Consider the following 22,728-nt stretch of genomic DNA (forward strand, 5'->3'; position numbering starts at 1 on the left):
GCGTTGCACACCGCGGCCCACCGCCGCGGAGGGGTCACTTCTCCCTGCGCGGGGTTGCGCCTGCGCCCTGCGGGGCTGCCGCCTGCCGCCTGCCGCTCGACCTTGCTGCCGGCGGGGGCTGGTCGCGCAGTTCTCCCCCAGCGCTTCGCCTGGGAGGTGCCCCCACGCGCCCCTTTCGCACCGGGGTGCTGCTTGCGGTGGTTCCCGTGACCTTCTCGCCGTCTCACTTACGCGCGCAGTGCCCCGCGCCCTTGAAACGCTCACCCTCCGCACGCGATTCCCCTCCCCCGCTAGGGCACCCCGCAGGTCCCCCGTCAGCCGGGGCGGAAGGGGGCTGGCCGGATGGTGACGGTCGTGTTCGAGGGCGGGAGGCCTCGGGGGCCGCGCGCGGCGGGCGGGGTGTTCGAACCTGCGGGGCGGACAGGTCGGTTCACGCCATACTCCCCCATTCCCCGGACCTGAGGGCATATCAGCTTTTACCGTGATGTTCGTGAAAGCCGTACCCCGCCCGCGGTGGCCGCTCGCCGTGGGCGCCGCGTCCGCGCTCCTGCTGGCCGCAGGCCCTTCCGCCGCCTCCACGCCCGCGCCCGCGACCCCGCACGGGTCACGCGGGGTGACCGTGGTCGTGTGCGGCCGCGACGGGCGGATCGGGGTCCTGGTCCGGGTGAGCGGAGCGGTCCTGCTGCCGATCGGGCAGGTCGCCGTCCGAGTGGGCGGCACGTGCGGCCCGCGCCCGGGCACTCCTTCGCCCGGTACGCCGCCGCCCGTCACCCCGCCGCCCACGACGCCACCCACGCCCCCGCCGGGCCCGCCGCCCGTCACACCGCCGCCACCCACGCCCCCGCCCGCGACGTCCCCTCCGGCACCGCCCCCTGCCACCTCGCCGCCCGCCACGACGCCCGCGTCCGCACTGCCCGTGCCCACCGGCACGACACCCCGGGCCGCCGGGTACGCGTCCGGGCCGGACCGCGAGAGCCCACGCGTACGCCCCGCTCCCGGCAGCGCGTCGCACGTGTACCCGACACCGTCCGGCACGGACGACTTCGCCCTTCCGCAACCCGGCGGCGAGCCGCACCCGCACGGAGCCGGAGGCGGGGCCGCGCGCTGGTGGCTGCTCACGATGGCGGTCGTGCTGCTCCCCGCCGTGCTCGCGGCCGTCCCCTACCGCTACCGCACCTCCCGGCGCCGGAGCTGACGCCCGCGCCGCCCCTCCTCCCGTCGCACCCCTGGGAGCGCCATGCCGCACTACCTCCTCTTCGTTCTCTCCGCGCTCGGCGGCGCGGCCTTCGCTCTCACCACCGGCTGGTTCCTCGGACGCCGCCGTGTGCCCGCGCCCGACGGCGACTCCGGCGACGGCCTGTCCCTGATCGGGGCGGTGCTCCTCAGCTCGTTCATCCTGCTGACGGGATTCCAGGTCGCGGGCAGCTGGTCCGCGCTGGGCAACGCGCGCTCCGGTACGTACGACGAGGCGCGGGCGCTCACGGACACGTACTGGGCCGCGGGCGGGCTGGCCCCAGCCGACCGTGGCGCGGTGCGCGGGCTGCTGCGGGCGTACACGGAGGACGTCCGCGACGTCGAATTCCCGCAGCTCGCCCGCGGGCGGACCAGTCCCGCGGCGTGGCAGGCGCTCGATCAAGTACGGGCGGCGGTCCGTGGCGCCTCGGCGGCGCGGCCGGAGGAACAGGCGGCGAAGGCGGCGGCGCAGTCGGCGCTGGCGACGGTGTACGAGACCAGGTCCGACCGCGCCGCCGCGGTCACCGCGGGGATCCCACGGGTGGTGTGGGTGGCGATGGTCGTCTCCGGGGCCTTCCTGCTCACCTTTCCGGCAGTGCTCGGGCTCACGGCTGCGCCGCGCCACCTCGTGGCGGTGGGGTTCGCCGGGGCGGCGGTGGCCTTCGCGATCGTGCTGGCCGCGCAGCTCAACCAGCCCTTCCGCCAGCCCTTCGGCGTAGGGGGCAGCGCATACCGCTCCGCGGAGGCGCGCTTCACCCAACTGGACGCCACACCGCGTCCCTGAGGCCCGCCCGCCGGGCCCGCACGCCCTGCGGGCTGCCGCGTGCGCTTGGCCGCGCCGCTTTCACCCGGGGGTGCCACATGCGGTGGTGCGTGTGACCTTCCCGCCGCTGTGGCTGACCGCGCAGTTCTCCCCCCGGAACTACGCCTGGGAGGTGCCCTCCCGCGCCCCCGAAGACGCGGGTCCGTCGCGCGCAACGTCCCGGCCACGGAGGTGGCCGCGTTGGCGCAGGGCGGTGCCGGTCAGGGGCGCGGGAGGGTACCTCCCAGGCGAAGCTCCGAGGGAGAACTGCCCGGCCGGCCCGCTACCCGCCGCAGGTCACGCGGCCTGCCGCGAGTGGCACCCCGCGGTGCGAGAAGGCGCGTGGGGGGACCTCCCAGGCCAAGCGTGGGGGAGAACTGCGCGCGTGACCCACCCCCGGCAGCGAGGTCCCGCCGGCGGCGGGAAGGGGCACCCCGCAGGGCGGACGCGGACCCCGGAGAGGTCAGCCGCGGAGGAGGGCCGCGGCGAGGTCGCGGCGGCAGGGTGGGGCGACACGGGCGGCGGCGGCGAGGAGAGGGGCCGTCAGGGCAGGGCGCGCGCGGGCGACGTCCGCGGCGGCGTCCGCGGGTCGGGCGCGGGCGACCGTTTCGAGGAGTTCCGCCGCCTCGCCGGTGTGCCCGGCGGAGTGCAGGAGGTCGGCGACCACCGCGACCTCGGCGGCGGGCCGGGCCGCGGTCTGGTGCAGCAGCGTACGGGCGTGCTCGTCCCGCCGATCGGCGGCGAGCGCGGCCACGGCGGCGGCGACCGCGGCGGGCGGCAGGGCCGCGACCTCCCACAGGAGGGTCCCGGCGTCGGCGACGAGCCCCGTGCGCTCCAGGGCCCGTACGACGTACGGAAGGCGCTCGGCCGGCCCCTGCGCGGCAGCGCTGAGGGCGAGGTAGGCGGCCCCGCTGTCGCCGGCGGCCCGCAGCCGCAGCAGCCGGGCGGCTTCCGCGCGGGCCTCCGCCGTCCAGCGCGGGTCGGGCGCGGGCGGCCCGGAGCGTACGGCCTCCTTCGGCGCCCCGGCGAACCGCGCGCCCCGCGGCGCCGGAGCGGGCTCCGGCGTGGAGCGGCCCGCACCCCCGTCCGTGGCGGCGCCCGCGAACCGGGCACCCCGCGGTGCCGGGGCGGACTCCGGCGCGGCCTCCTCCACGGGTGACCCGGCGAAGCGGGCCCCGCGCGGGGCGGCGTCACGGGACGGTGCGGCTCCCTCCACCGGTGCGGCGGCAGCCGTTTCGTACGCCCCGGCGAACCGCGCGCCCCGCGGCCGCCGCGCCGGCCCGGGTGCGCCCGGGCCCGGCTCCCCCGTGGCCGGGAGCACCGCGTCCAGCCGGCTCTGGAGGGCGGCCCGGCGGGCGGCGGCCCGCTCCAGGTCGTCGTGGGTCCAGGCCAGGAAACCTGCGCGGGAGGTGCTCGGCTGCCGCGCGTGCGCGCGGGCCGCGTCCCGGGCGCGGGCGGCGGCCGCCTCGTGCGCGCGCTCGGCGGCGGCGAGCCGGGCGTACAGGCGCGCACCGGTGCCGGGACGGGCGTCCTCGGCCACGACGGCGGCGGCGTGCAGCGCGTGGATCCTCCCGATGTCCGCGGGGCCGGCGTCGGAGGCCCCGGCGTTGCGGGCGAGGTCGCGCAGGACCGTACGGACGACGTCCCAGGGCGGCACCTCGTGCCCGGTCACGTGCGCGCGGGCGGCGTCGGGGTCGCGCCGGGCGTACTCCGCGTACCACCCGGGCCGGTCGCCCAGCGCCGTGAGCAGGGAGCGGAAGCAGTGCAGGAATTCCGGTGTCAACAGCTCCTCCGTCGGCCGCCGCTGGGCAATCGGACGCGATCGGATGCGAGGGGGCGTGTTCGGACCCGGCACCCGGCGCGCGCGCCAGACACGGCATTGCACACCCGCCGCGTTACGGCACTGCTACGTACCGTTTTCGATCGCCGACCGATCTCCCGGGGTCAGCCCCGCGCCCGCCGCCGGGCCGCACCCGACCGTCCTGGCCGTCCCCCGCCCGGCCGAGCCGTCCCTGCCCGCCCCGTCCGGTCCGGCTCCGTGGCACCGACGGCGTCCCGGCCACGCCCCGACGTTCCCCGGCGGACCGCGACCGCCCCCGCCCCGCCCCGCCCGCAACGGCCACACCGGACCGGGCCGGACCGCGGCCCCCCCGACGTTCCCGGCAAACCGCCCCCGCCCCGCCCGCAACGGCCACTCCGGACCGGGCCGGGCCGCGGCCTCGTCGTCCCACCGGCCCCCGGCCGGGATCCTACGTTCCGGTCCCGGCGGCCGCCCCCCGACCGGCCCCACACGGTTCCACGCGCCCCCGGCCCCGAGCGGCGACCGCCTCCCGCCCGGGGCCGGGCCACAGCCCCGCCGCCGGCGGGCGCAGGCCAGGCCCGGCATGCCCCGCGGCACCCGCCCGCCCCGCCGCCCACTCGCCCGCCCTTTCGACAGGCAAACTTGCAAGTTTTCCTGCCCTCCTCCTACCGTGGCCCCGTGAGCAGCCAAGGCGCCGGGACGGCGGACGAGCTGGCCACCGTCATCGCGCGGTTGTCGCGGCGGATGCGGGTGGCCTCCGCGGAGGCCGAGCTGACGCCGTCGCAGCAGTCGGTGATGGCGTGGCTGGCCCGCGAGGGACCGACGACCACTGCCGCGCTGGCGCGCGGCGAGCTGGTGCGGCCGCAGTCGATGCGGATGACGCTCGCCGCGCTGGAGGAGCGCGGGCTCGTCGCCCGCGCGCCGCATCCCACCGACGGCCGGCAGGTCGTCTTCTCGCTGACCGCGAGCGGCAGCAGCCTGCTCGGGTCGGGCCGCGCGGCCCGGCGCGGGTGGCTGGCGGACGCGATCGACGGACGGCTCACCCCGGAGGAGCACCGCACGCTCGCCGCGGCGCTCCCCCTGCTCCGCCGCCTGGCGGAGTCCCCGCACGACAGCACACCCTCAGGAGATGTCCCGCTATGACCGCGACCACCCTCGACCCGCGTACCGCCCTGGTCGTCATCGACCTGCAGAGCGGCATCGTCGGGCTGCCGACCGTGCACCCGGCGGACGCCGTCGTCGCCCGCAGTGCCCGGCTGGCGGCCGGCTTCCGGAAGGCCGGGCTGCCGGTCGTCCTGGTGAACGTCACGGGCGTGGCGCCCGGCCGCACCGACGGCGGTCCGGCACCCGTCACGTCCTTCCCGGCGGAGTGGACGGAGCTGGTGCCCGAGCTGGACCGGCAGCCGGAGGACATCACCGTCTCCAAGCGCCAGTGGGGCGCCTTCTACGGCACCGGCCTCGACATGGAACTGCGCCGCCGCGGCGTGACGCAGATCGTGCTGTGCGGCATCTCGACCAGCATCGGCGTGGAGTCCACCGCGCGGGACGCGTACGAGCACGGCTACCACGTCACGGTGGCGACCGACTCCGTCACCGACACCGACCCCGCGGCGCACGAGCGCTCGGTCGCCACGATCTTCCCGCGGCTGGGCGAGACGGGCACCGCCGACGAGATCCTGGCGCTGCTCCCCGCCTGACCCCGGCGACTACGGCCCGGACCGGGCGCCCGTGCGCCCGGTCCGGGCCGTAGTCGGCACCGCTCGAACAACGCTACGATGCCGCGCCATGAGCGACGACCTCCGGAACCTGGTCCTGGGCCTGCTCGCCGCCGCCGTGTGCGTGGCGGCCGGCTGGTACGCCCGCAGTTATCTGTGGCAGCGCAGGCTGCGGCGCAAGCAGCGCTTCTTCGGGCTGCCGACGGACTCCGAGTGCCTGCTGGTGGTGCCGCGCGACCCCGGCTCGCGGAGCTGGAGCCTGGCGCGGCACGACGCCTTCGCGCTGCTGGAGCTGGCCGCCGTGATCCAGGAGTGCGGGGCGCACACGGAGGTGCTGGCGCACGACACGTCCTGGCAGGGCTTCGGTGCGCGCACCGAGTTCTGCATCGGCGGCCCGGTCGAGAACTCCCGGCTGGCCGCGCACCTGCGCTCGATGCTGCCCGGTGTGGAGGTCAACACCGACCCCGCGCCCGGCCCCCTCCAGGGCGCGATAACCATCGGCGGCAGCGCGTACGAGATGGAGAAGGGCACGGTCGAGTACGTGCTCCTGGCACGGCTCGCGGCGGCCGGCGACACCGGCAACGACCGCCCGGTCTTCCTCTTCTCGGGCCAGCGCGGCATCGCCACCCAGGCGGCGGCGCGCTACCTGGCCCGGCACCATGTGCGGCTGGCGCGCAAGCACGGGGTGGACGGCACGTTCTGCCTGCTGCTCAAGGTGGTGAATTCCCAGTCCTACGGCTCGGACGTCGTGGAGCTGGTGGCGGACGTGACCAAGAGCGCGGCGGCGACCTCCCGCTCGGCCGCCCGCGCGGCGGCCAAGAAGCTCAGTCAGCGAGACCAATCACCAGCCACATGATGCCGGTCCCGGCGACCGTGCACAACAGCGTGGAGCTGGAGGGGTGCGGGCTGTGCGCCTCGGGCAGGATGTCCGAGGTCGCCAGGTAGAGCAGGAAGCCCGCGAAGAAGCCCAGGTAGAGGCCGAGCGCCCCGGACGGGATGGTGAAGGCCAGCGTCACCGCGGCGCCCGCGACGGGGGCGAGCGCGTCCGCGCCGAGCAGCATCTGCGCGCGGCGCTGCCCGTTCCCGTACATGCGGGTGATCGTGTACGTGTTGAAGCCGTCCGCGAAGTCGTGTGCGACGACGGCGATGGCCACGACGATGCCGACGGTGCTGCCCGCCTGGAAGGCGGCGCCGATCGCGAAGCCGTCCATGACGCTGTGGCCGACCAGGGCCGCGGCGGCGGTGATGCCGATGCCCTTGACCGGGTCGTGGGCGTGCCCGTGGCCGTGCGCGTGCGGGGCGTACTCGCCCTCGTGGGCGCGGTGGATGGCGACCGCGCGCTCGATGACATGGAGCGCGAGGAAGCCCGCGACGAACATCAGCAGCGCCGCGGGCACCCCGAAGACGACCCTCGGCTGGGTCTCCAGAGCCTCGGGCAGCAGATCGAAACCGACGACACCGAGCATCAGCCCGGCGGCGAGTCCGAGGACGAGGTGGCGGCGGTCTCCGATGCGGTGGGCGACGACCCCGCCGACGAGTGTCATGGCGAAGGCGCACGCGGCTATCAGGACCGGCATGGATCGATGATCCATGACGCCGCGCGCGCCCGCGACTCAGGGTCGCCTAACCCGCGGTCCAGGTCAGCGGCGGTGCCCGCGGCCCTCCAGGGTGTCCGTCAGCGCGGTGGCCATCGCCTGCTCGCCGGCCGCGTTGGGGTGCGCGGCGGCCGCGGGCGGTGCGGGGGTGAGCGTCTCGATCCAGCGGTCGGCGGATGACTGGCACATGTCGTGGCCGACGGTCGGGCCGTACGTGTCGGTGTACGACGCACCGCCCAGCAGCGCCTCGGCCCGGAGCATGGCGTTGAGCTCCTTCTCGGTGGAGCGCAGGTAGGGGACGTCGCCCGCGGCGAAAGGCACCGCGGGGAAGCAGCCGGGGCCCTGGTCGGGCAGCAGGTCGGGGTAGCCGACCACGACGACCTTCGCGTGCGGGGCCTGCCGGTGGACGGCGCGCAGCACCTCGGCGACCTTGGGGGCGGTCTGCAGGACGTTCAGGGTGAGCTGGTCGGTGCCGCCCGCTCCGTAGTGGTCCTTGCAGGGGCTGCCGGCGGGGGCGGTGACGCTCAGGCCCGCGCAGGTGGCGATGATCGAGCCGAAACCGACGTCGTTGCCGCCGATCTGCAGCGTGACCAGATCGGTGTCGCGGGTGACGGCGGTGAGCTGGGCCGGGTTGGTCCCCTGGGCCTGCCACATCTGGACGGTCGTGGCGCCGCCGCAGCTGACGTCGGTGAAGCCGCGGAAGTGCTGGGCGGCGGCGACGAGCGAGGGGTAGTTGTGGTCGGACCGCGCGCAGTTCGCGTCGACCTGGGCGGGCACGCCGGGGGCCGAGGTGTAGGAGTCGCCGAGCGCGACGTAGTCGACGGCGGGCGCCGCGTGGGCGGGCGGCCTGCCGTGGTGGCCGCGGTGCGGATCGCCGTGCGCGGCGGCGGGGCTGACGGCTGCGGCGGTGAGCGCGAGCGCGCCGCCGATCGCCGCGGCGCCGAGGCCGGCCGCCCGCCGCCTGGAGCGCCCGGGGGACGACTCCCCCGCCGTGCCCGCGCTGCCCCTGCCCGTACCGGATATCGCCGCCATGCGGCCCCTCCCCTGCGTCGACGCTGACGTCGAGCAAGGCTTCAGCCGCGTGCGGTGCGGTGTCAATGGGCATGACGCACTTACGCCGTGCGGGTGTCACCTGGCGTTGGTGGACGCGCCGGGTCCGGGGCCCGCGGCGTTGGTCCACGCCCCGGGCCCGGGGCCCGCGCGCTCAGGTCGCGACGAGCTTGCGGGCCGCGGCGGCGATGGAGGCGGCGTGGATGCCCGCGGCGTCGAGCTGCTCGGCGGGGGTCGCCGAGCCCGGCATGGTGAAGACGGCGAGCCGGGTGTGCCGGGGGGCGGGGAAGCCGTTGCCGAAGGACTCCATGACGGCGTCGGCGAGGCCGCCCTCGGGGTGGTGGTCCTCGGCGATGACGAAGCGCCCGGTGGCCTCGGCGGCGGCGCGCAGCGCCTGCGTGTCGACGGGCTTGACCGAGTAGAGGTCCAGCACCCGGGCCCGGATGCCGTCGGCGACGAGCTGGTCGGCGGCGGCGAGCGCCTCGTGCACGGTGACGCCCGCGCCGATCAGGGTGACCTGGTCGTCGGGGTGGGAGCGCAGCACCTTGCTGCCGCCGACCGGGAAGGCGTCGCTCGGCCCGTAGAGGACCGGGGTGTCGCCGCGGGTGGCCCGCAGGTAGCTGATGCCGGGGCGGTCGGCCATGGCGGTCATGAGCTGCACGGTCTGGTTGGCGTCGCAGGGGTAGAGCACGGTGCTGCCGTGCAGCGACCGCATCATGGCCAGGTCCTCCAGCGCCATCTGGGAGGGGCCGTCCTCGCCGATCGCGACGCCCGCGTGGGTGCCGACGACGTTGATCCGCGAACGGCTGACCGCGGCCATCCGCAGGAAGTCGTGGGCGCGGGTCAGGAAGGCGGCGAAGGTGGCGGCGAAGGGCGTCCAGCCGCACACCCCGAAGCCGACGGCGGCGCCGATGAGCTGCTGCTCGGCGATGTAGCACTCGACGTAGCGCTCGGGGTGGTCGGCGGCGAAGAGCTGGGCCTTGGTGGAGTCGCCGACCTCGCCGTCCAGCACCACGATGTCGTCGTGCAGCGAGCCGAGCGCGGCCAGCGTCTCGCCGAAGGCGGTGCGGGTCGCGACGGGCGGGCCGCCGGTGGGGTAGCGCGGCAGCTCGGTGTGCGGGTCGCCGCCGCCGCGCTCGGGCGGTGCGGCGTCCGGCGGGGGCTGGACCTCGACCCGCAGGTCGCGGCGGCCGCCGAGCTCGCGGACGGCCTCCTCTGCGTCGGGCACCGGCTTGCCGTGCCTGCCCTCCTGGTTCTCGACCGAGGCCACGCCGCGGCCCTTGCGGGTGCGGGCGATGATCGCGGTGGGGGCGCCGCGGGTGCCGCGGGCCGTGGTCATGGCCTGGTCGATGGCGCCGATGTCGTGGCCGTCGATCTCGACGGTGTGCCAGCCGAAGGCGCGGATCCGCCGCGCGTACGCGTCGAGGTCCCAGCCGTGCCGGGTGGGGCCGCGCTGGCCGAGCCGGTTGACGTCGACGATCAGGGTGAGGTTGTCCAGGCCCTCCATGCCGGCGGCCTCCATGGCCTCCCACACCGAGCCCTCGGCCATCTCGCTGTCCCCGCACAGCACCCAGGTGCGGTACGGCAGCTTGTCGAGGCGGGCGCCGGCGAGCGCGACGCCGACGCCGATGGGCAGGCCCTGGCCGAGCGAGCCGGTGGCCACGTCGACCCAGGGCAGCCGGGGGGTGGGGTGGCCCTCCATGCGGCTGCCGCGCTTGCGGAAGGTCAGCAGCTCGTCGTCGGTGATGGCGCCGACCGCCTTGAAGGCGGAGTAGAGCAGCGGGGAGGCGTGGCCCTTGGAGAGGATCAGGTGGTCGTTCGCGGGGCGGTCCGGATCGGCGAAGTCGTAGTGCAGGTGCCGGGCGAGCAGCACGGCCATGAGGTCGGCGGCCGACATCGAAGAGGTGGGGTGCCCGGACCCGGCGGCCGCGGCGGCCCTGACCGAGTCGACGCGCAGCTGCTGCCCCAGCTCGGCGAGGTCGGTGTCGCTCGTGACCGGGGTGTGGGTGATGGTGTCGTTCATGGCGCCGTCGTCCTCCTCGCGGGGTCGGTCCGTCCCTGCGGTGCGGCTGCCCGGGACAGGCCGGGGCAAACCGGGAACGCTGTCCGTACGGCGGCAGCCACCGCGGGTGACCGTCCCCGGGGCGACGGCTCAGATCTCCGGCGGCAGGTCGGTCCGCACGGGGACGGCCTCGGCCTTGGGGCTGCGGCGCTCGTGCCGGGCGAGCCGGTTGGCGCACCACGACAGCAACATGCACATACCGATGTAGATGGGCGCGATCACCATCACGACGGGGATGAAGGGCAGGTCGTAGTCGAGGTTGGTGGCGATGAGCTTCCCGGAGTAGAGGAATTCCTGGTAGGTGATCAGGTAGCCGAGCGAGGTGTCCTTGAGGGCCACCACCAGCTGGCTGACGATCGCCGGCAGCATCGCCCGGGCCGCCTGCGGCACGAGCACGTAGGTCATGACCTGGGTCTTGCGCATGCCCAGCGCGTACGCCGCCTCGCGCTGGCCGCGCGGGACGGCGTTGACGCCGGAGCGGAAGACCTCGGCGAGCACCGAGCCGTTGTAGAGGGTCAGGCCGATGATCAGCGCGATCATCGGGTCGAGCTGCAGGGCGATGAAGATGAAGAAGATCATCACCAGCAGCGGCATGGCCCGGAAGAACTCCACGACCAGCGTGCTCACCCAGCGCACCACGCGGTGGTCGGACAGCCGCCCGGCCGCGAAGACCACCCCGAAGACGAGGGAGGCCAGCGCCGCCCAGCCGAAAGCCTTGAGGGTGTTCTTCAGCCCCGTGAGCAGCAGCCGCTGGATGCCCGCGTACGTGAACGGCCGCCACTTCACCGCCGCGAACTGCCCGGTGTCGACCAGCTTGTACACGACGAAGCCGGCGAGCGCGGCCAGCAGCGCGCCGGTGATCCAGGCGTAGAGCCGGTGCCGGGCCAGCGCGCGCGGGCCGGGGATGTCGTAGAGCGCGCTGCTCTCGGACGCGGCGGTCACCGGGCCACCCCGAACTTCCGCTCCAGCAGGCCGAACAGGCCCGCCAGCGCGAGCGTGACGGCGAGATAGCCGACCGCGATCCAGACGAAGGTCCACACGATGCTGTAGCCCAGCTCGTTGAGCGGTTTGTAGGTGCCGAGCAGCTCGGTGACGGAGAAGGACCCGGCGATCGCGGAGTTCTTGGCCAGCGCGATCAGGGTGGAGCCGATCGGCGAGATCACCGAGCGGGCCGCCTGCGGCAGTACGACCAGCGCGAGCGTCTGTGTGAAGGTCATGCCGAGGCTGCGGGCCGCCTCGCCCTGGCCGAGCGGCACGGTGTTGATCCCGGACCGCACCGCCTCGCAGATGAAGGCCGAGGTGTACGCGCCGAGCGCCAGGATCGCGAAGACTTGGAAGGGCAGCACCACCCCGAACCGCGGCAGCCCCAGCAGCACGGCGAAGAACAGCAGCGTCAGCGGCGTGTTGCGCAGCACCGCCACCCAGACGGTGCCGAACACCCGCAGCGCCTTGACCGGCGAGACCCGGAAGCCCGCGATGACCACCCCCACCGCGAGCGACAGCGCCCCGGCGAGCAGCGTGAGCTGCACGGTGCCCCACAGGCCCTTGCCGTAGAGGGAGAAGTTCTGGGTCAGGACGTCCATCAGCCGCTCCCCGGGTAGCGGTCCACCGGCGGCGGCTTCGGCGCGGGCACGCCGGACAGCCCGAGCGTGGCGTCGTAGGCCCGCTTCCAGTCGCCGTTGCGCTCGTGCGCCACGATCGCGTCGTCCAGCGCGAGGCGCAGCGCGGTGTCGGACCTGCTCACGCCGATCCCGTAGGGCTCCTTCGAGAAGGGCTTGCCGACGACCTTCATCTCCTCCGGCGCCTTGGCGGCGTAGCCCACCAGGATCGCGTCGTCGGTGGTCACGGCGTCGACCTGGAAGGTGAGCAGGTTGTCCACGCACACCGAGTAGGTGTCGTACGTGACCGCTGTCGCGTCCGGGTAGTCGGACTCGATGCGCTGGATGGAGCTGGAACCGGCCGCGGAGCAGACCTTCTTGCCCTTCAGGTCCTGCGGCCCGTGGATGTCGTTCTCGTCCCTGCGCACCAGCAGGCTCTGCCCGGCCATGTAGTACGGCCCGGCGAAGCCGACCTGCCGCTTGCGCAGGGCGTTGATGGTGTAGGTGCCCACGTAGGTGTCGATCTGGCCGTTGCTCAGTGAGGTCTCCCGGTTCGCGGACGCGATGGCCTTGAAGGTGATGCGGTTCGCGGGGAAGCCGAGGGAGGCGGCCGTCATCCTGGCGATCTCGATGTCGAAACCCGAGTAGACGCCGGTGGCGGGGTCCTTCTCGCCGAGGTAGGGCTGGTCGTCCTTGACGCCGATGACGATCCGGCCGCGGTCGTGGGCCCGCTTCCAGGTGGGCGAGGCCGGCAGCGAGAAGGAGCTGTCGACGTGGTAGGAGGGCAGGTCGCCGGGCTTCGGGCCCTTGACGGGCGGGCTGCCGGAGCGTCCGCAGCCGGCCGCCGGCGCGAGGGCGGCGAGCACGGTCAGGACCAGCAGCAGCGGGGCGGCGGCCCCGGTGGTACGGCGCGGCGTGGCGGTCACGTGTGAGGGGTCCCGGCGGGTCGGCGGCGAAGGGGCGTTGACGTGTGCGTTGACGTGTGCGGGGCGGGGGCGGGGTCAGTGGTGGAGGATCTTGGACAGGAAGTCGCGGGCCCTGTCGCTGCGCGGGTCGGTGAAGAACTCCTCCGGCACCCGGTCCTCGACGATCCGCCCGTCGGCCATGAAGACCACGCGGTCCGCGGCCGACCGCGCGAAGCCCATCTCGTGGGTGACGACGACCATCGTCATGCCCTCCTCGGCGAGCTGCTGCATGACCTCCAGCACCTCGTTGATCATCTCCGGGTCGAGGGCGGAGGTCGGCTCGTCGAAGAGCATCGCCTTGGGCTCCATCGCGAGCGCCCGGGCGATCGCGACGCGCTGCTGCTGCCCGCCGGAGAGCTGGGCGGGCAGCTTGTCGGCGTGGGCCAGCAGGCCGACGCGGTCGAGGAGTTCGCGGCCGCGGCGCACCGCGTCGGCCTTCGCGCGGCGGCGCACCTTGAGCGGTGCCAGCGTCACGTTGTCCAGCACGGTGCGGTGCGCGAAGAGGTTGAAGGACTGGAAGACCATGCCGACGTCGGCCCGCAGCCGGGCGAGCGCGCGGCCCTCGGCGGGCAGCGGGCTGCCGTCGACGGTGATGGTGCCGGACTGCACCGGCTCCAGCCGGTTGATGGCCCGGCACAGCGTGGACTTGCCCGAGCCGGAGGGGCCGATGACCACCACGACCTCGCCGCGCGCCACGGTCAGGTCGATGTCCTTGAGCACATGGAGCTGCCCGAAGTGCTTGTTGACGCCTTCGAGGACGATCAGCGGCTCTGCCGGCATACCGCGGGATCAGCCGAGCACGCGGTGGACGAGGGTGTCGCGCTCGGTCTGCGGGATCGCGGTCCACCGCATCCCGCGCAATGCGCCTTCGAGGGCCAGCAGGGTGTGGGTGCAGGCGTCTTCGGGCAGTTCCGGGCGGATCTTCTCGAAGGCCCGCCCGGAGCCCAGCCGGCGCAGTTCGCCCGCGTCGTCGACGCCCGCGCGGCGCAGACGTTCGGCGAGCACCGCCCCGATGTTCGGCAGCTGCTGTAGGGAGTCCACGTGGTGCCTCCGGTTGCACGGCTGTGAGGTGGGTTGGGAGGAGGGTCGGATCAGGGAACGTGTGCCGCCATCATGCACATATGCCGTGCCGCAGCCGGTCGATCACGCCCTTGACACGCCCTGCCCGTCCCCCGCCACGCCGTGCACGCCACCGTTTCGAGTGACGCGGCGGTCACCGGGTGGACGCCGGGTGGACGGGTGCGCTCAGCCGTCCGCCGCCGGCTCGTCGGCCGCGCGCAGCGCCGCGCAGCCGCCGGTGCGGAGGGGCTCGCCGTGGCCGAAGCAGACCGTGCCGGCGTCGAGCGCGGCCAGCCGCCGGTAGGAGGCGAGGGCGCGGTCGGGGTCGGTGTGGAAGACGCCGGGCATGACGCGGCCGACGTTGGCGGCGGTGTCGCCGGTGAACAGCACGCCGGGGCCGGGCAGGTGGACGGCGATGCTGCCGTCGGTGTGTCCCGGTGTCCACAGCACCTCGGCGCCGCCGCCGAAGTCCAGCGTGTCCCCGTCCTCCAGTTCGCGGTCGACGGTGACGGGCGGGGCGGGCGGCAGCGCGGGGACACCCGCGCGGATCGGCACCTCCCACTCCCGCAGGACCGGGGGCGGGCCGGGGACGGCGCCGCTGACCACCGGCGCCTCCAGCCGGTGGGCGAGGACGGCGGCGCCGGTCGCCGCGCGGAGGTCGGCGGCGGCGCCGGTGTGGTCCTCGTGGAAGTGGGTGAGCACGATGTGCCGGATGTCGGCGGGGTCGCGGCCCAGTTCCCGGACGGCCGCGGCGATGTCGTCGGCGCAGCCCGCGCTGCCGCTGTCGATCAGTGTCAACGCGTCGTCGTCGGACCACAGATAGGCGGAACCCACGGGGAACCGCAGCATGTGCAGGGTCGGGAGCAGCTCGATCGTCTCCATGGCCGCGACCGTAGCCGCGTCACCGCACCGATCGGCGGCCCTTTCGCCGAGGGCGCACGGCCGGTAGCGGACCCCGGCGGCTCAGACGTCGAGGTCGACCACGACCGGGGCGTGGTCGGAGGCTCCCTTGCCCTTGCGCTCCTCGCGGTCCACGTAGGCGTCCGAGACGGCCTTGGCGAAGGGCGCGTTGCCGTAGACCAGGTCGATGCGCATGCCTCGGTTCTTCGGGAAGGCCAGCTGGCGGTAGTCCCAGTACGTGTACGGGTGGTCGTACTTGAGCGGGCGGGGCATCACGTCGGTCAGGCCGGTGCCGCGCAGGGCGGCGAGCGCCTCCCGCTCGGGGGCGGTGACGTGCGTCTGGCCCTCGAAGGGGGCGGTGTCCCAGACGTCCTCGTCGGTGGGCGCCACGTTGTAGTCGCCGAGCACCGCGAAGGGGAGGTCGCCCGTGGCGCCGTCGGCCACGGCCGCGCGCAGCGCCTCGAACCATTCCAGCTTGTACGCGTAGTGCGCATGGCCGATCTCGCGGCCGTTGGGCACGTAGACCGACCACACGCGGACCGTGCCGCCGCAGGTCGCCGACACCGCGCGGGGCTCCTGCACCCCGTCGTAGCCGGGCCCGCCGGGCAGGCCCTTGACCACGTCGGCCAGGCCCACCCGGGAGATGACCGCCACTCCGTTCCACCGCCCGTCGGCGTTGACGGCCGCCTCGTACCCCAGCTCGCGCAGCTCGTCGTAGGGGAACTGCGCGTCCGAGCACTTGGTCTCCTGGACGCACAGGACGTCCGTGCCGCTGCTCTCCAGCCAGCCGAGCAGGCGCGGCAGGCGGGCGGTGATCGAGTTGATGTTCCAGGTCGCGATGCGCATGTCCCCAACCTAGCGGCTGGGTGTGACAGCCGGTCTCAGGCGGCGGTGTCCTCCCCGGACGCCAGGCGCAGGTGCTCGGCGCCGCTCAGGTTGCCGAGCTGGGTGTCGTAGATCGGCCGGGCGAGGTCGGTGAGCAGCGCGTCGTGCACGTCGACGGTGCGGCGCGGCTTGACCTCGCGGACGTAGTCGACGACCTCGGAGAGCTTGTTCCAGGGCGCCATGACCGGCAGCAGCAGCGTGTCCACCGGGTGCCCGGGCACGGTGAGCGCGTCGCCGGGGTGGAAGACCGTGCCGTCCACGAGGTAGCCGACGTTGGTGATACGCGGCAGGTCCGGGTGGATCACGGCGTGCAGCTCGCCGTGCACCTGGACGTCGAACCCGGCGGCGGTGAAGGTGTCGCCGTGGCCGACGGTGTGCACACGCCCGGGGAAGGCCGCGGCGAGCCGGCCTGCGACGCTCGCGAGCGTCCACAGCTCGGCCGCCGGGTTGGCCTCCAGCGCGGCGCGCAGCTTCGCGGGGTCGAAGTGGTCCGGGTGCTCGTGGGTGACGAGGATGACGTCGGCGCCCGCCGCGGAGTCGTCCTCGCTGAAGGCGCCGGGGTCGACGACGAGCGTGTGCCCGTCCTTGACCAGCCGGACGCAGGCGTGCCGCTTCTTGGTCAGCTTCACGGAATTCCCATCCTTGCCAGGACGCGTCGGCGGGGCCTGCCGGCCCCTCGGATTCCCCGCCCGGTCGCGGGCGGGGGTCGAACCGGCGGAGCCGCGCGCGGCGCCCGCCTTCCCTGCGGACTACGGATGCCCGCCGGTCTCCTCCTCGACGACCGTGCGGGCGGCGCTGATCGCGGCGCGTGCGGCGGGCAGCCCGCAGTAGACCGAGGCGTGCACGAGCACCTCCTCGATCTCGGCGGGGCTCAGCCCGATCCGCAGCGCGCCCCGTACGTGGTCGGCCAGCTCGCCGAGCTGGCCGGTCGCGGTCAGCGCGGTGAGCGTGACGCACGCCCGGGTGCGGCGGTCCAGGCCCGGCCTGGCCCATATCTCGCCCCACGCGTAGCGGGTGGCAAAGGCGTCGAAGCCGCTGCCGAAGCCGTCGGGGGCGGCGGGCGGCCGGTCGGTGGCCGCGCTCTCGCCGATGACCTCGCCGCGCAGCCGCATGCCCGCCGCGAGCTGGTCGGGGGCGGGGGCCGCCACCCGGGGCGCGGGCACCGGCGGGACGGGGGGCGGGGGCTGCGGCAGGGCGGCGCCCGGGTCCTGCCAGGCGGTGGCGAAGTGCGTCGCGAGCAGCTCGCCGACCGCGCCGGGCTCCTCGACGGGCGCGAGGTGGCCGGTGGCGGGCACGACGGCGAGCCGCGCGTCGGGGATGCCGGCGATGAGCGCGCGGGCATCGGCGGGCGGCGTCTCGGTGTCGTCTGCGCCCGCCACGACCAGGGTCGGCACGCTGATGCTGCCGAGCGCGTCGCGGATGTCGAAGGCGGCGAGCGCCTCGCACGCGGCGACGTAGCAGGCCTGGTCGGTGGTGGCGACCATCCGCACGGCCCACTCGGTGATCGCCGGCTGGGTGGCGAGGAACGCCTCGGTGAACCAGCGCTGGAGGTTGGCCTGCGCGGTGCGCTCCAGGCCGTTGGCGCGCACCACGACACCGCGCTGCCGCCACATGTCGGCGGTGTTGAAGCGCGGTGAGGCCGACACCAGGGCGAGAGCCGCGACCCGGTCGGGGCGCAGCAGGGCCAGCCGGGCGCCGATGGCGGCGCCGAGCGCGCAGCCCGCGTAGCCGAAGGTGTCGATGCCCTCGTCGTCCAGGACCGCGAGCAGCCGCCGGGCCAGGTCGTCGACGGAGGACGCGGGCTCGGCGGGCGCGCCGCCGTGGCCGGGCAGCTCGTAGCGCAGCACCCGCCAGGTGGTGCTGAGCGCCGGCAGCTGCCGGTCCCACATGTGCCAGGTGGCGCCGAGGGCCGGCCCGAGGACGAGCACGGGTCCTGTCTCGGGGCCGTCGAAGCGGTACTGCAACGGAGGGGCGTCCTCGTACAGGTCGTCCATCTCGTCGTCCGCGGGCATCGCCTCGGCCGGCAGTCCGCCCGCGTAGTCGGCTGCCGCGCCCACGGGCGCCTCGGTCGTCAGCTCGCTCATCGCTTCACGCTACCTACTCCGCCGCGCGCCGGAATCACCCGCCCCCGAAGCCGTGCTGGAAGTTGACGGTGGACACCACGTAGACCTTGGGCTTGTCGGCGTTCGTGAGGTCCACGGTGATGTCGTGGTCGGGCTTGTCGCCGACCTGATGGGTGGACATCCCGGCCCAGTAGTGGCCCGGCACGTGGAAGTTCCAGCCGACCCGGGTGGCGTCCTTGTCGGAGACGGACACCTTGCCGTCGTGCAGGGCGGCCCGGCTGGTGCCCAGTTGGGCGAGAAAGGTGTCCAGGCCGCCCGCGGTGGTGGTGAACTGGCAGAAGAACTGGCTGGTGTCCCAGGAGTTGGTCTCCAGGTAGCCGTCGTGCACGGTGCCGTCCGGGATCGGCACCTGGTAGATGCGGCGCTGCAGCTCGCTGGGGACGACCCAGGTCAGATGGCGGGCGGCGGCCTGCTTCTGGGAGTCGGCGCCCGCGCCGCGGCTCTGCGCGGCGGAGATCAGGACGTAGCCGAGCGGCAGCAGGATCAGCAGCGGGACGACGGTCCAGCGCATCCAGCGCGGGATCTCGCGCAGCGGCAGCGCGCTGCTGCCGCTGCCGCCGGAGGAGCCCGCGCCGCCCTGGCCGCCGGAGCCGCCGTCGCCGGAGCCGCCGTCGCCGGAGCCGCCCGGGCCGCCGTCGCCGCGGCCCGGTCCGGGGAGCCCGTCCGGGGCGCCGTCGTGGCCCGCCTCGCGCTCGGGGACGCGTTCGGGGGTCGTGGTCACTGGTCGGCCTCCTGCCGGCCGTAGATCCGCCCGTAGCGCTCGTAGCGCTCCACGCGGCGGCGGTTGGTGCGGCGGAAGCGGCGGGCGACCAGCCGGGCGAGGTCGGCGGCGCCGACCATGCCGGCCTCCGGGCCCAGCTCGGCCTTGGCGATACGTGCCTCGGGGCGGTAGCCGCGCCCGGTGAGGGTGCGCCGGAAGGCCTCCCTCGCGGGGGTGATGAGCAGGTCGTCCGCGGCGCTGACGCCGCCGCCGATGACGAAGCAGGACGGGTCGAGCGCGGCGGCGAGGTTGGCGATGCCGACGCCCAGCCACTGGCCGATGTCCTGGAAGAGCTCGACGCACATCGGGTCGCCGGCCCGGGCCAGCTCGGTGATCAGCGGGCCGGTGATGTCGCCGATCGCGCCGCCGACCCGGTCGGTGATCCCGTACGCGACCGGAGAGTCCGCGGCGGCCAGCTCGCGGGCCTCGCGCACCAGCGCGTTGCCGGAGCTGTACTGCTCCCAGCAGCCGCGGTTGCCGCACGGGCAGCGGTGCCCGCCGGGCACCACCTGCATGTGCCCGAACTCCCCCGCGACGCCGAATCGGCCCCGCTTGACCTGGCCGTTCTCCAGGATCGCGCCGCCGATGCCGGTGCCCAGCGTGATCATGACGAGGTCGGCCTCGCCGCGCCCGGCGCCGAAGCGCCACTCGGCCCAGGCGGCGGCGTTGGCGTCGTTGTCGACCATGACCGGGACCAGCAGCCGGTCGGCGAGGCGCTCGCGCAGCGGCTCGTCGCGCCAGGACAGGTGCGGCGCGAAGAGGATGCGCGAGCGGTCGGCGTCGACCCAGCCGGCGGCGCCGATGCCGACGGCGTGCACGTCGTGCCGCTCGGACAGGTCGAGCACCAGCTCGACGATGGTGTCCTCGACGACCTTGGGGCTCTTGGACTTGTCGGGCGTCTCGGTGCGCACCTGCTCCAGGATGGTGCCGTCGGCGTCGACGACACCGGCCATCACCTTGGTGCCGCCGATGTCGATGCCGACGGTCGGCACCCGCGGCGCGCTCAGGTGGCTGCGGCGCTCACGGCGCTCGGCGCCGCTGACATTGCGCCACACGGTCGCTCTGGCGGCGCTGCCGCGGTACACACGTTCACGGTTGGCACTCAAGCGTCGGTCTCCGGGTCGGTGGCGTCCACCGGCCCCGGGGCCGCCGGTGCACGGCTCAGCTCATGCGTCAGCTCGTCCAGCTCGCTGCCCCCGGCCATCTCGCGGGTCAGCGCGTCCAGGGTAATCGCCTGCTTGAGGTGGCTGCCGGACATCGCGCCGCGCTTGAGCAGGACGAAACGGTCTCCGACCAGGTAGGCGTGGTGCGGATTGTGGGTGATGAGCACCACACCGAGGCCCGCGTCGCGCGCGGCGGCGACGTAGCGCAGCACCATCCCGGACTGCTTGACACCGAGCGCGGCGGTCGGTTCGTCCAGGACCAGCACTTTCGCCCCGAAATGCACCGCGCGGGCGATGGCCACGCACTGCCGTTCGCCACCCGACAGGGTGCCGATGGGCTGGTCCACGTCGCGCAGGTCGATGCCGAAGCGCAGCAGGGCCGCCCGGGTGGTGGCGCGCATCGCGGCGGCGTCCAGGCGGCGCAGCGGGCCGCGGCCCTTGGTGGGCTCGGAGCCGAGGAAGAAGTTCCGCCACACGGGCATCAGCGGCACCACGGCGAGGTCCTGGTAGACGGTCGCGATGCCGCGGTCCAGCGCCTGCCGGGGCGAGGTGTGCCGGACCGGTTCGCCCTCGATCTCGTAGCTGCCCGAGTCGTGCGGGTGCAGCCCGGCGATGATCTTGATGAGGGTGGACTTGCCGGCCCCGTTGTCACCCAGGACGCAGGTGATCCGGCCGGCGTGCACCTCCAGCGAGACGTCCCGCAGCGCGCGCACGCTGCCGTACGACTTGGACACGCCGGAGAGCGACACCAGCGGGGCGGCGCCGCCCTCCTCGGTGGGGATGGTGGTCATGCGGTGGCCTCCGCCCGCCTGCGGACCCAGGCGTTGAGCAGGGTGGCGAGCAGCAGCATCGCCCCGAGGAAGAACTTGAACCAGTCCGGGTTCCACTGCGCGTAGACGATGCCCTTGCTCGTCATGCCGAAGATGAACGCGCCGACCGCGGAACCCACGGCGCTGCCGTAGCCGCCGGTCATCAGGCAGCCGCCGATCACCGCCGCGATGATGTACAGGAACTCGTTGCCGACGCCCTCGCCGGACTGCACCACGTCGAAGGAGAAGAGCAGGTGCTGGCCGGAGATCCAGGCGCAGAAGGCGACGGCCATGTAGAGGCCGACCTTGGTACGGGCCACCGGCACGCCGACCGCGCGGGCCGCGTCGGCGTTGCCGCCCGCCGCGAAGATCCAGTTCCCGGCGCGGGTGCGCAGCAGCACCCAGGTGGCGACCGCGACCAGGCCGAGCCACCACAGGATGGTCACCTGGAGGTCGACGTCGCCGATCGTCCAGTGCGAGGCGAAGACCTTCTGCGCGGCCGGGAAGCCCTCCATGTCGCCGATCGGCTTGGTGGCGACGGTGCCGCTGATCAGCTTGGTCAGGCCCAGGTTCAGGCCGGTGAGCATCAGGAAGGTGCCCAGCGTGATGATGAAGCTGGGCAGCCCGGTGCGCACCAGCATGATCCCGTTGAAGGCCCCGAAGGCGAGCGTGACCAGCAGCGAGACGCCGATGCCGACCCACGTGTTGGCGGTCATCTGGTAGCTGAACATCGACGAGACCAGCGCGGAGCTGGTGACCATCACACCGGCCGACAGGTCGAACTCGCCGCCGATCATCAGCAGCGCGACCGGCACCGCCATGATGCCGATCGTCGACGAGGCGTAGAGCACGGTGCCGAGACTGGACCAGCGCAGGAAGGGCTCGGCGGCGACCGCGAAGAAGGCGAAGACCGCCGCGGCCCCGACGACCGCGCCCAGCTCCGGCCGCCCCAGCAGCCGCCGGGCCACCGACCGCGGCGCCGGCCGCTCGTCGGAGGCGAGAGCGAGGTCGCTCACCTTTGCTCCTTCGCTTCTCCGCCCGCCCGGCGAAGCCGCGCGGGCGTCGTTGTCCGCGGCCGGGCGGCCTCGCGTGCGACGCTCATCGCGTCCCCCGCTGGGCGTACGTCAGGAGCGCGTCCGCGTCGTCCTTGGTGACGATCTGCGGGCCGGTGAGGACCGGCCGGCCGCCGCCGAGGGTGTCGTTGTTGTAGCGGTGGAGCCACAGCAGGTCGATCGCCTCGTAGCCCTGGAGGTAGGGCTGCTGGTCGACGGCGAAGCCGATGGTGCCGTCCTTGAGCGAGGCCGCGACCTGCGCGTTGAGGTCGAAGGTGTCGATCTCGGCCTTCGAGCCGGACTGCTGCTCGGCCTTGGCCGCGGTGGCGGCGAAGGGGGCGCCGAGCGTCACGACGGAGTCGATGCCCGAGTCGGACTGCAGCTTGGCCTGGATCGCGGAGAGCACGTCGGGCATGTTGGTGCCGTTGACGTAGAGGTTGTCCATCGTGCCGTGGAAGGTGGACTTCGCGCCCGCGCAGCGCTGTTCCAGGCCCACGTTGCCCTGCTCGTGCAGGACGCACAGCGCGTGCTTCCGGCCGCGGCTGTTGAGGGCCTCGCCGACCGCGTTGCCGGCGATCGTCTCGTCCTGGCCGATGTGGGTGAGCGCGCCGAACTGCTGGGACTCCGTCGCCCCGGAGTTGATGGTGATCACCGGGATGCCGGCCTTGACCGCCTTGGCGACGGCCGCCTTCATCGCGTCGGGCTTGGCGAGGGTGACGACCAGGCCGTCCACGTGGCTGTCGATCGCCGCCTGCACGAGCTGGGCCTGCTGGTCGCCCTGGTCGCTGTTGGAGTAGACGAACTTGATGTTGTCCTTGGCGGCGGCCTGCTTCGCCCCGCTCTGGACGATGTCCCAGAAGGTGTCGCCCGCCCCGGAGTGGGTGACCATGGCGAAGGTCCAGTGCGGGGTGTTCACGGCCGAGCCGTTCGCCGCCAGCTTCTTGGCCCGGTCCTCCGCGCGCTTGCCGCCGGTGCTGCTGCACCCGGCCAGGCCCGCCGCGCCGAGCGCCACCGCGAGGAGTGCGCCCAGCACTTTCATCCCTGCCCTTGCCATCGCCACGAGGCCCTGCCTTTCCCTGCTGTTCCGTGGTGCGGCCGTGATGGAAGTGCTGCCCATCGTCTTGAGGGACGACCATCCCGGCGGCCCCAGTATCCG

General features: G+C 74.3%; 23 protein-coding genes. 5 read left to right on the forward strand and 18 right to left on the reverse strand.

Features of this window, described 5'->3' with window-relative positions; genetic code table 11:
- Positions 1 to 490 precede the first annotated feature (490 nt).
- Together IH54_RS44405 and IH54_RS0111255 are read left to right on the forward strand one after the other, a co-directional pair.
- Entirely contained in the window at positions 491 to 1,195 is a 705-nt protein-coding gene (locus tag IH54_RS44405; RefSeq protein WP_031515465.1) for a hypothetical protein, read from the forward strand.
- 42 nt (positions 1,196 to 1,237) lie between these two features.
- Positions 1,238 to 2,017 carry a DUF4239 domain-containing protein gene (locus tag IH54_RS0111255; RefSeq protein WP_031515467.1) on the forward strand — a complete coding sequence of 260 codons (780 nt, stop codon included), beginning with the start codon at positions 1,238 to 1,240 and terminating at the stop codon, positions 2,015 to 2,017.
- Between the two features lie 481 nt (positions 2,018 to 2,498).
- On the opposite strand, the gene IH54_RS0111260 is transcribed toward IH54_RS0111255, so the two are convergent.
- A complete protein-coding gene (locus IH54_RS0111260; protein ID WP_052397301.1) occupies positions 2,499 to 3,818 on the reverse strand; it encodes a hypothetical protein in 1,320 nt (439 codons plus the stop codon).
- 696 nt (positions 3,819 to 4,514) lie between these two features.
- Here IH54_RS0111260 and IH54_RS0111265 point away from each other — a divergent pair.
- The 3 genes from IH54_RS0111265 (at position 4,515) to IH54_RS0111275 (ending at position 6,407) form a co-directional block, all read left to right on the forward strand.
- Complete coding sequence (locus IH54_RS0111265) at positions 4,515 to 4,979, forward strand: MarR family winged helix-turn-helix transcriptional regulator (protein ID WP_324607769.1); 465 nt, start codon at positions 4,515 to 4,517, stop codon at positions 4,977 to 4,979.
- Complete coding sequence (locus tag IH54_RS0111270) at positions 4,976 to 5,533, forward strand: isochorismatase family protein (RefSeq protein WP_031515474.1); 558 nt, start codon at positions 4,976 to 4,978, stop codon at positions 5,531 to 5,533. The genes IH54_RS0111265 and IH54_RS0111270 overlap by 4 nt, the downstream gene beginning before the upstream one ends.
- An 88-nt stretch (positions 5,534 to 5,621) precedes the next feature.
- Positions 5,622 to 6,407 (forward strand): hypothetical protein, encoded by a 786-nt coding sequence (locus IH54_RS0111275; protein ID WP_043180530.1) that lies wholly within the window; start codon positions 5,622 to 5,624, stop codon positions 6,405 to 6,407.
- Here IH54_RS0111275 and IH54_RS0111280 read toward each other — a convergent pair.
- The 17 genes from IH54_RS0111280 to IH54_RS0111360 form a co-directional block, all read right to left on the reverse strand.
- On the reverse strand, positions 6,376 to 7,128 hold the full coding sequence (locus tag IH54_RS0111280) for a ZIP family metal transporter (protein WP_031515478.1): 753 nt from the start codon (positions 7,126 to 7,128) through the stop codon (positions 6,376 to 6,378). The two genes, IH54_RS0111275 and IH54_RS0111280, sit on opposite strands and share 32 nt — an antisense overlap.
- Positions 7,129 to 7,191: 63 nt before the next feature.
- Positions 7,192 to 8,178, reverse strand: a complete 987-nt coding sequence (locus tag IH54_RS0111285) for an SGNH/GDSL hydrolase family protein (protein ID WP_078862099.1) — start codon at positions 8,176 to 8,178, stop codon at positions 7,192 to 7,194.
- A gap of 172 nt (positions 8,179 to 8,350) precedes the next feature.
- Positions 8,351 to 10,219: a transketolase gene (locus IH54_RS0111290; protein ID WP_052397302.1), complete on the reverse strand. Its 1,869-nt coding sequence runs from the start codon at positions 10,217 to 10,219 to the stop codon at positions 8,351 to 8,353.
- 129 nt (positions 10,220 to 10,348) lie between these two features.
- Positions 10,349 to 11,200, reverse strand: coding sequence for an amino acid ABC transporter permease (locus tag IH54_RS0111295; RefSeq protein WP_031515485.1), 852 nt, complete (start codon positions 11,198 to 11,200; stop codon positions 10,349 to 10,351).
- Complete coding sequence (locus IH54_RS0111300) at positions 11,197 to 11,841, reverse strand: amino acid ABC transporter permease (protein WP_031515487.1); 645 nt, start codon at positions 11,839 to 11,841, stop codon at positions 11,197 to 11,199. Before IH54_RS0111300 ends, IH54_RS0111295 begins: the two co-directional genes overlap by 4 nt.
- The gene (locus IH54_RS0111305) at positions 11,841 to 12,782 is read right to left on the reverse strand and encodes a glutamate ABC transporter substrate-binding protein (RefSeq protein WP_043180532.1); all 942 of its coding nucleotides are present in this window, start codon (positions 12,780 to 12,782) and stop codon (positions 11,841 to 11,843) included. The genes IH54_RS0111300 and IH54_RS0111305 overlap by 1 nt, the downstream gene beginning before the upstream one ends.
- 75 nt (positions 12,783 to 12,857) lie before the next feature.
- Entirely contained in the window at positions 12,858 to 13,601 is a 744-nt protein-coding gene (locus tag IH54_RS0111310; protein ID WP_031515491.1) for an amino acid ABC transporter ATP-binding protein, read from the reverse strand.
- 9 nt (positions 13,602 to 13,610) lie between these two features.
- Positions 13,611 to 13,862, reverse strand: a complete 252-nt coding sequence (locus IH54_RS0111315) for a TfoX/Sxy family DNA transformation protein (RefSeq protein WP_031515493.1) — start codon at positions 13,860 to 13,862, stop codon at positions 13,611 to 13,613.
- A 204-nt stretch (positions 13,863 to 14,066) separates the two neighbouring features.
- Complete coding sequence (locus IH54_RS0111320; RefSeq protein WP_031515495.1) at positions 14,067 to 14,762, reverse strand: MBL fold metallo-hydrolase; 696 nt, start codon at positions 14,760 to 14,762, stop codon at positions 14,067 to 14,069.
- 81 nt (positions 14,763 to 14,843) lie between these two features.
- Positions 14,844 to 15,626 carry an exodeoxyribonuclease III gene (locus tag IH54_RS0111325; protein ID WP_031515497.1) on the reverse strand — a complete coding sequence of 261 codons (783 nt, stop codon included), beginning with the start codon at positions 15,624 to 15,626 and terminating at the stop codon, positions 14,844 to 14,846.
- A gap of 35 nt (positions 15,627 to 15,661) precedes the next feature.
- Entirely contained in the window at positions 15,662 to 16,294 is a 633-nt protein-coding gene (locus IH54_RS0111330) for an MBL fold metallo-hydrolase (protein ID WP_031515499.1), read from the reverse strand.
- A gap of 120 nt (positions 16,295 to 16,414) precedes the next feature.
- Positions 16,415 to 17,659: an alpha/beta fold hydrolase gene (locus tag IH54_RS0111335; RefSeq protein ID WP_078862118.1), complete on the reverse strand. Its 1,245-nt coding sequence runs from the start codon at positions 17,657 to 17,659 to the stop codon at positions 16,415 to 16,417.
- A gap of 124 nt (positions 17,660 to 17,783) precedes the next feature.
- Entirely contained in the window at positions 17,784 to 18,509 is a 726-nt protein-coding gene (locus tag IH54_RS0111340) for a hypothetical protein (RefSeq protein ID WP_234343457.1), read from the reverse strand.
- Positions 18,506 to 19,654: an ROK family glucokinase gene (locus IH54_RS0111345; RefSeq protein ID WP_031515505.1), complete on the reverse strand. Its 1,149-nt coding sequence runs from the start codon at positions 19,652 to 19,654 to the stop codon at positions 18,506 to 18,508. Before IH54_RS0111345 ends, IH54_RS0111340 begins: the two co-directional genes overlap by 4 nt.
- Entirely contained in the window at positions 19,651 to 20,502 is an 852-nt protein-coding gene (locus tag IH54_RS0111350; protein WP_052397303.1) for an ATP-binding cassette domain-containing protein, read from the reverse strand. The genes IH54_RS0111345 and IH54_RS0111350 overlap by 4 nt, the downstream gene beginning before the upstream one ends.
- Positions 20,499 to 21,536 carry an ABC transporter permease gene (locus IH54_RS0111355; RefSeq protein ID WP_031515509.1) on the reverse strand — a complete coding sequence of 346 codons (1,038 nt, stop codon included), beginning with the start codon at positions 21,534 to 21,536 and terminating at the stop codon, positions 20,499 to 20,501. The genes IH54_RS0111350 and IH54_RS0111355 overlap by 4 nt, the downstream gene beginning before the upstream one ends.
- An 82-nt stretch (positions 21,537 to 21,618) precedes the next feature.
- On the reverse strand, positions 21,619 to 22,611 hold the full coding sequence (locus tag IH54_RS0111360; protein ID WP_078862100.1) for a substrate-binding domain-containing protein: 993 nt from the start codon (positions 22,609 to 22,611) through the stop codon (positions 21,619 to 21,621).
- Between the last annotated feature and the right edge of the window lie 117 nt (positions 22,612 to 22,728).

It is taken from the genome of Streptomyces sp. NRRL F-5123, from assembly GCF_000721495.1.
Classification (GTDB): domain Bacteria; phylum Actinomycetota; class Actinomycetes; order Streptomycetales; family Streptomycetaceae; genus Actinacidiphila.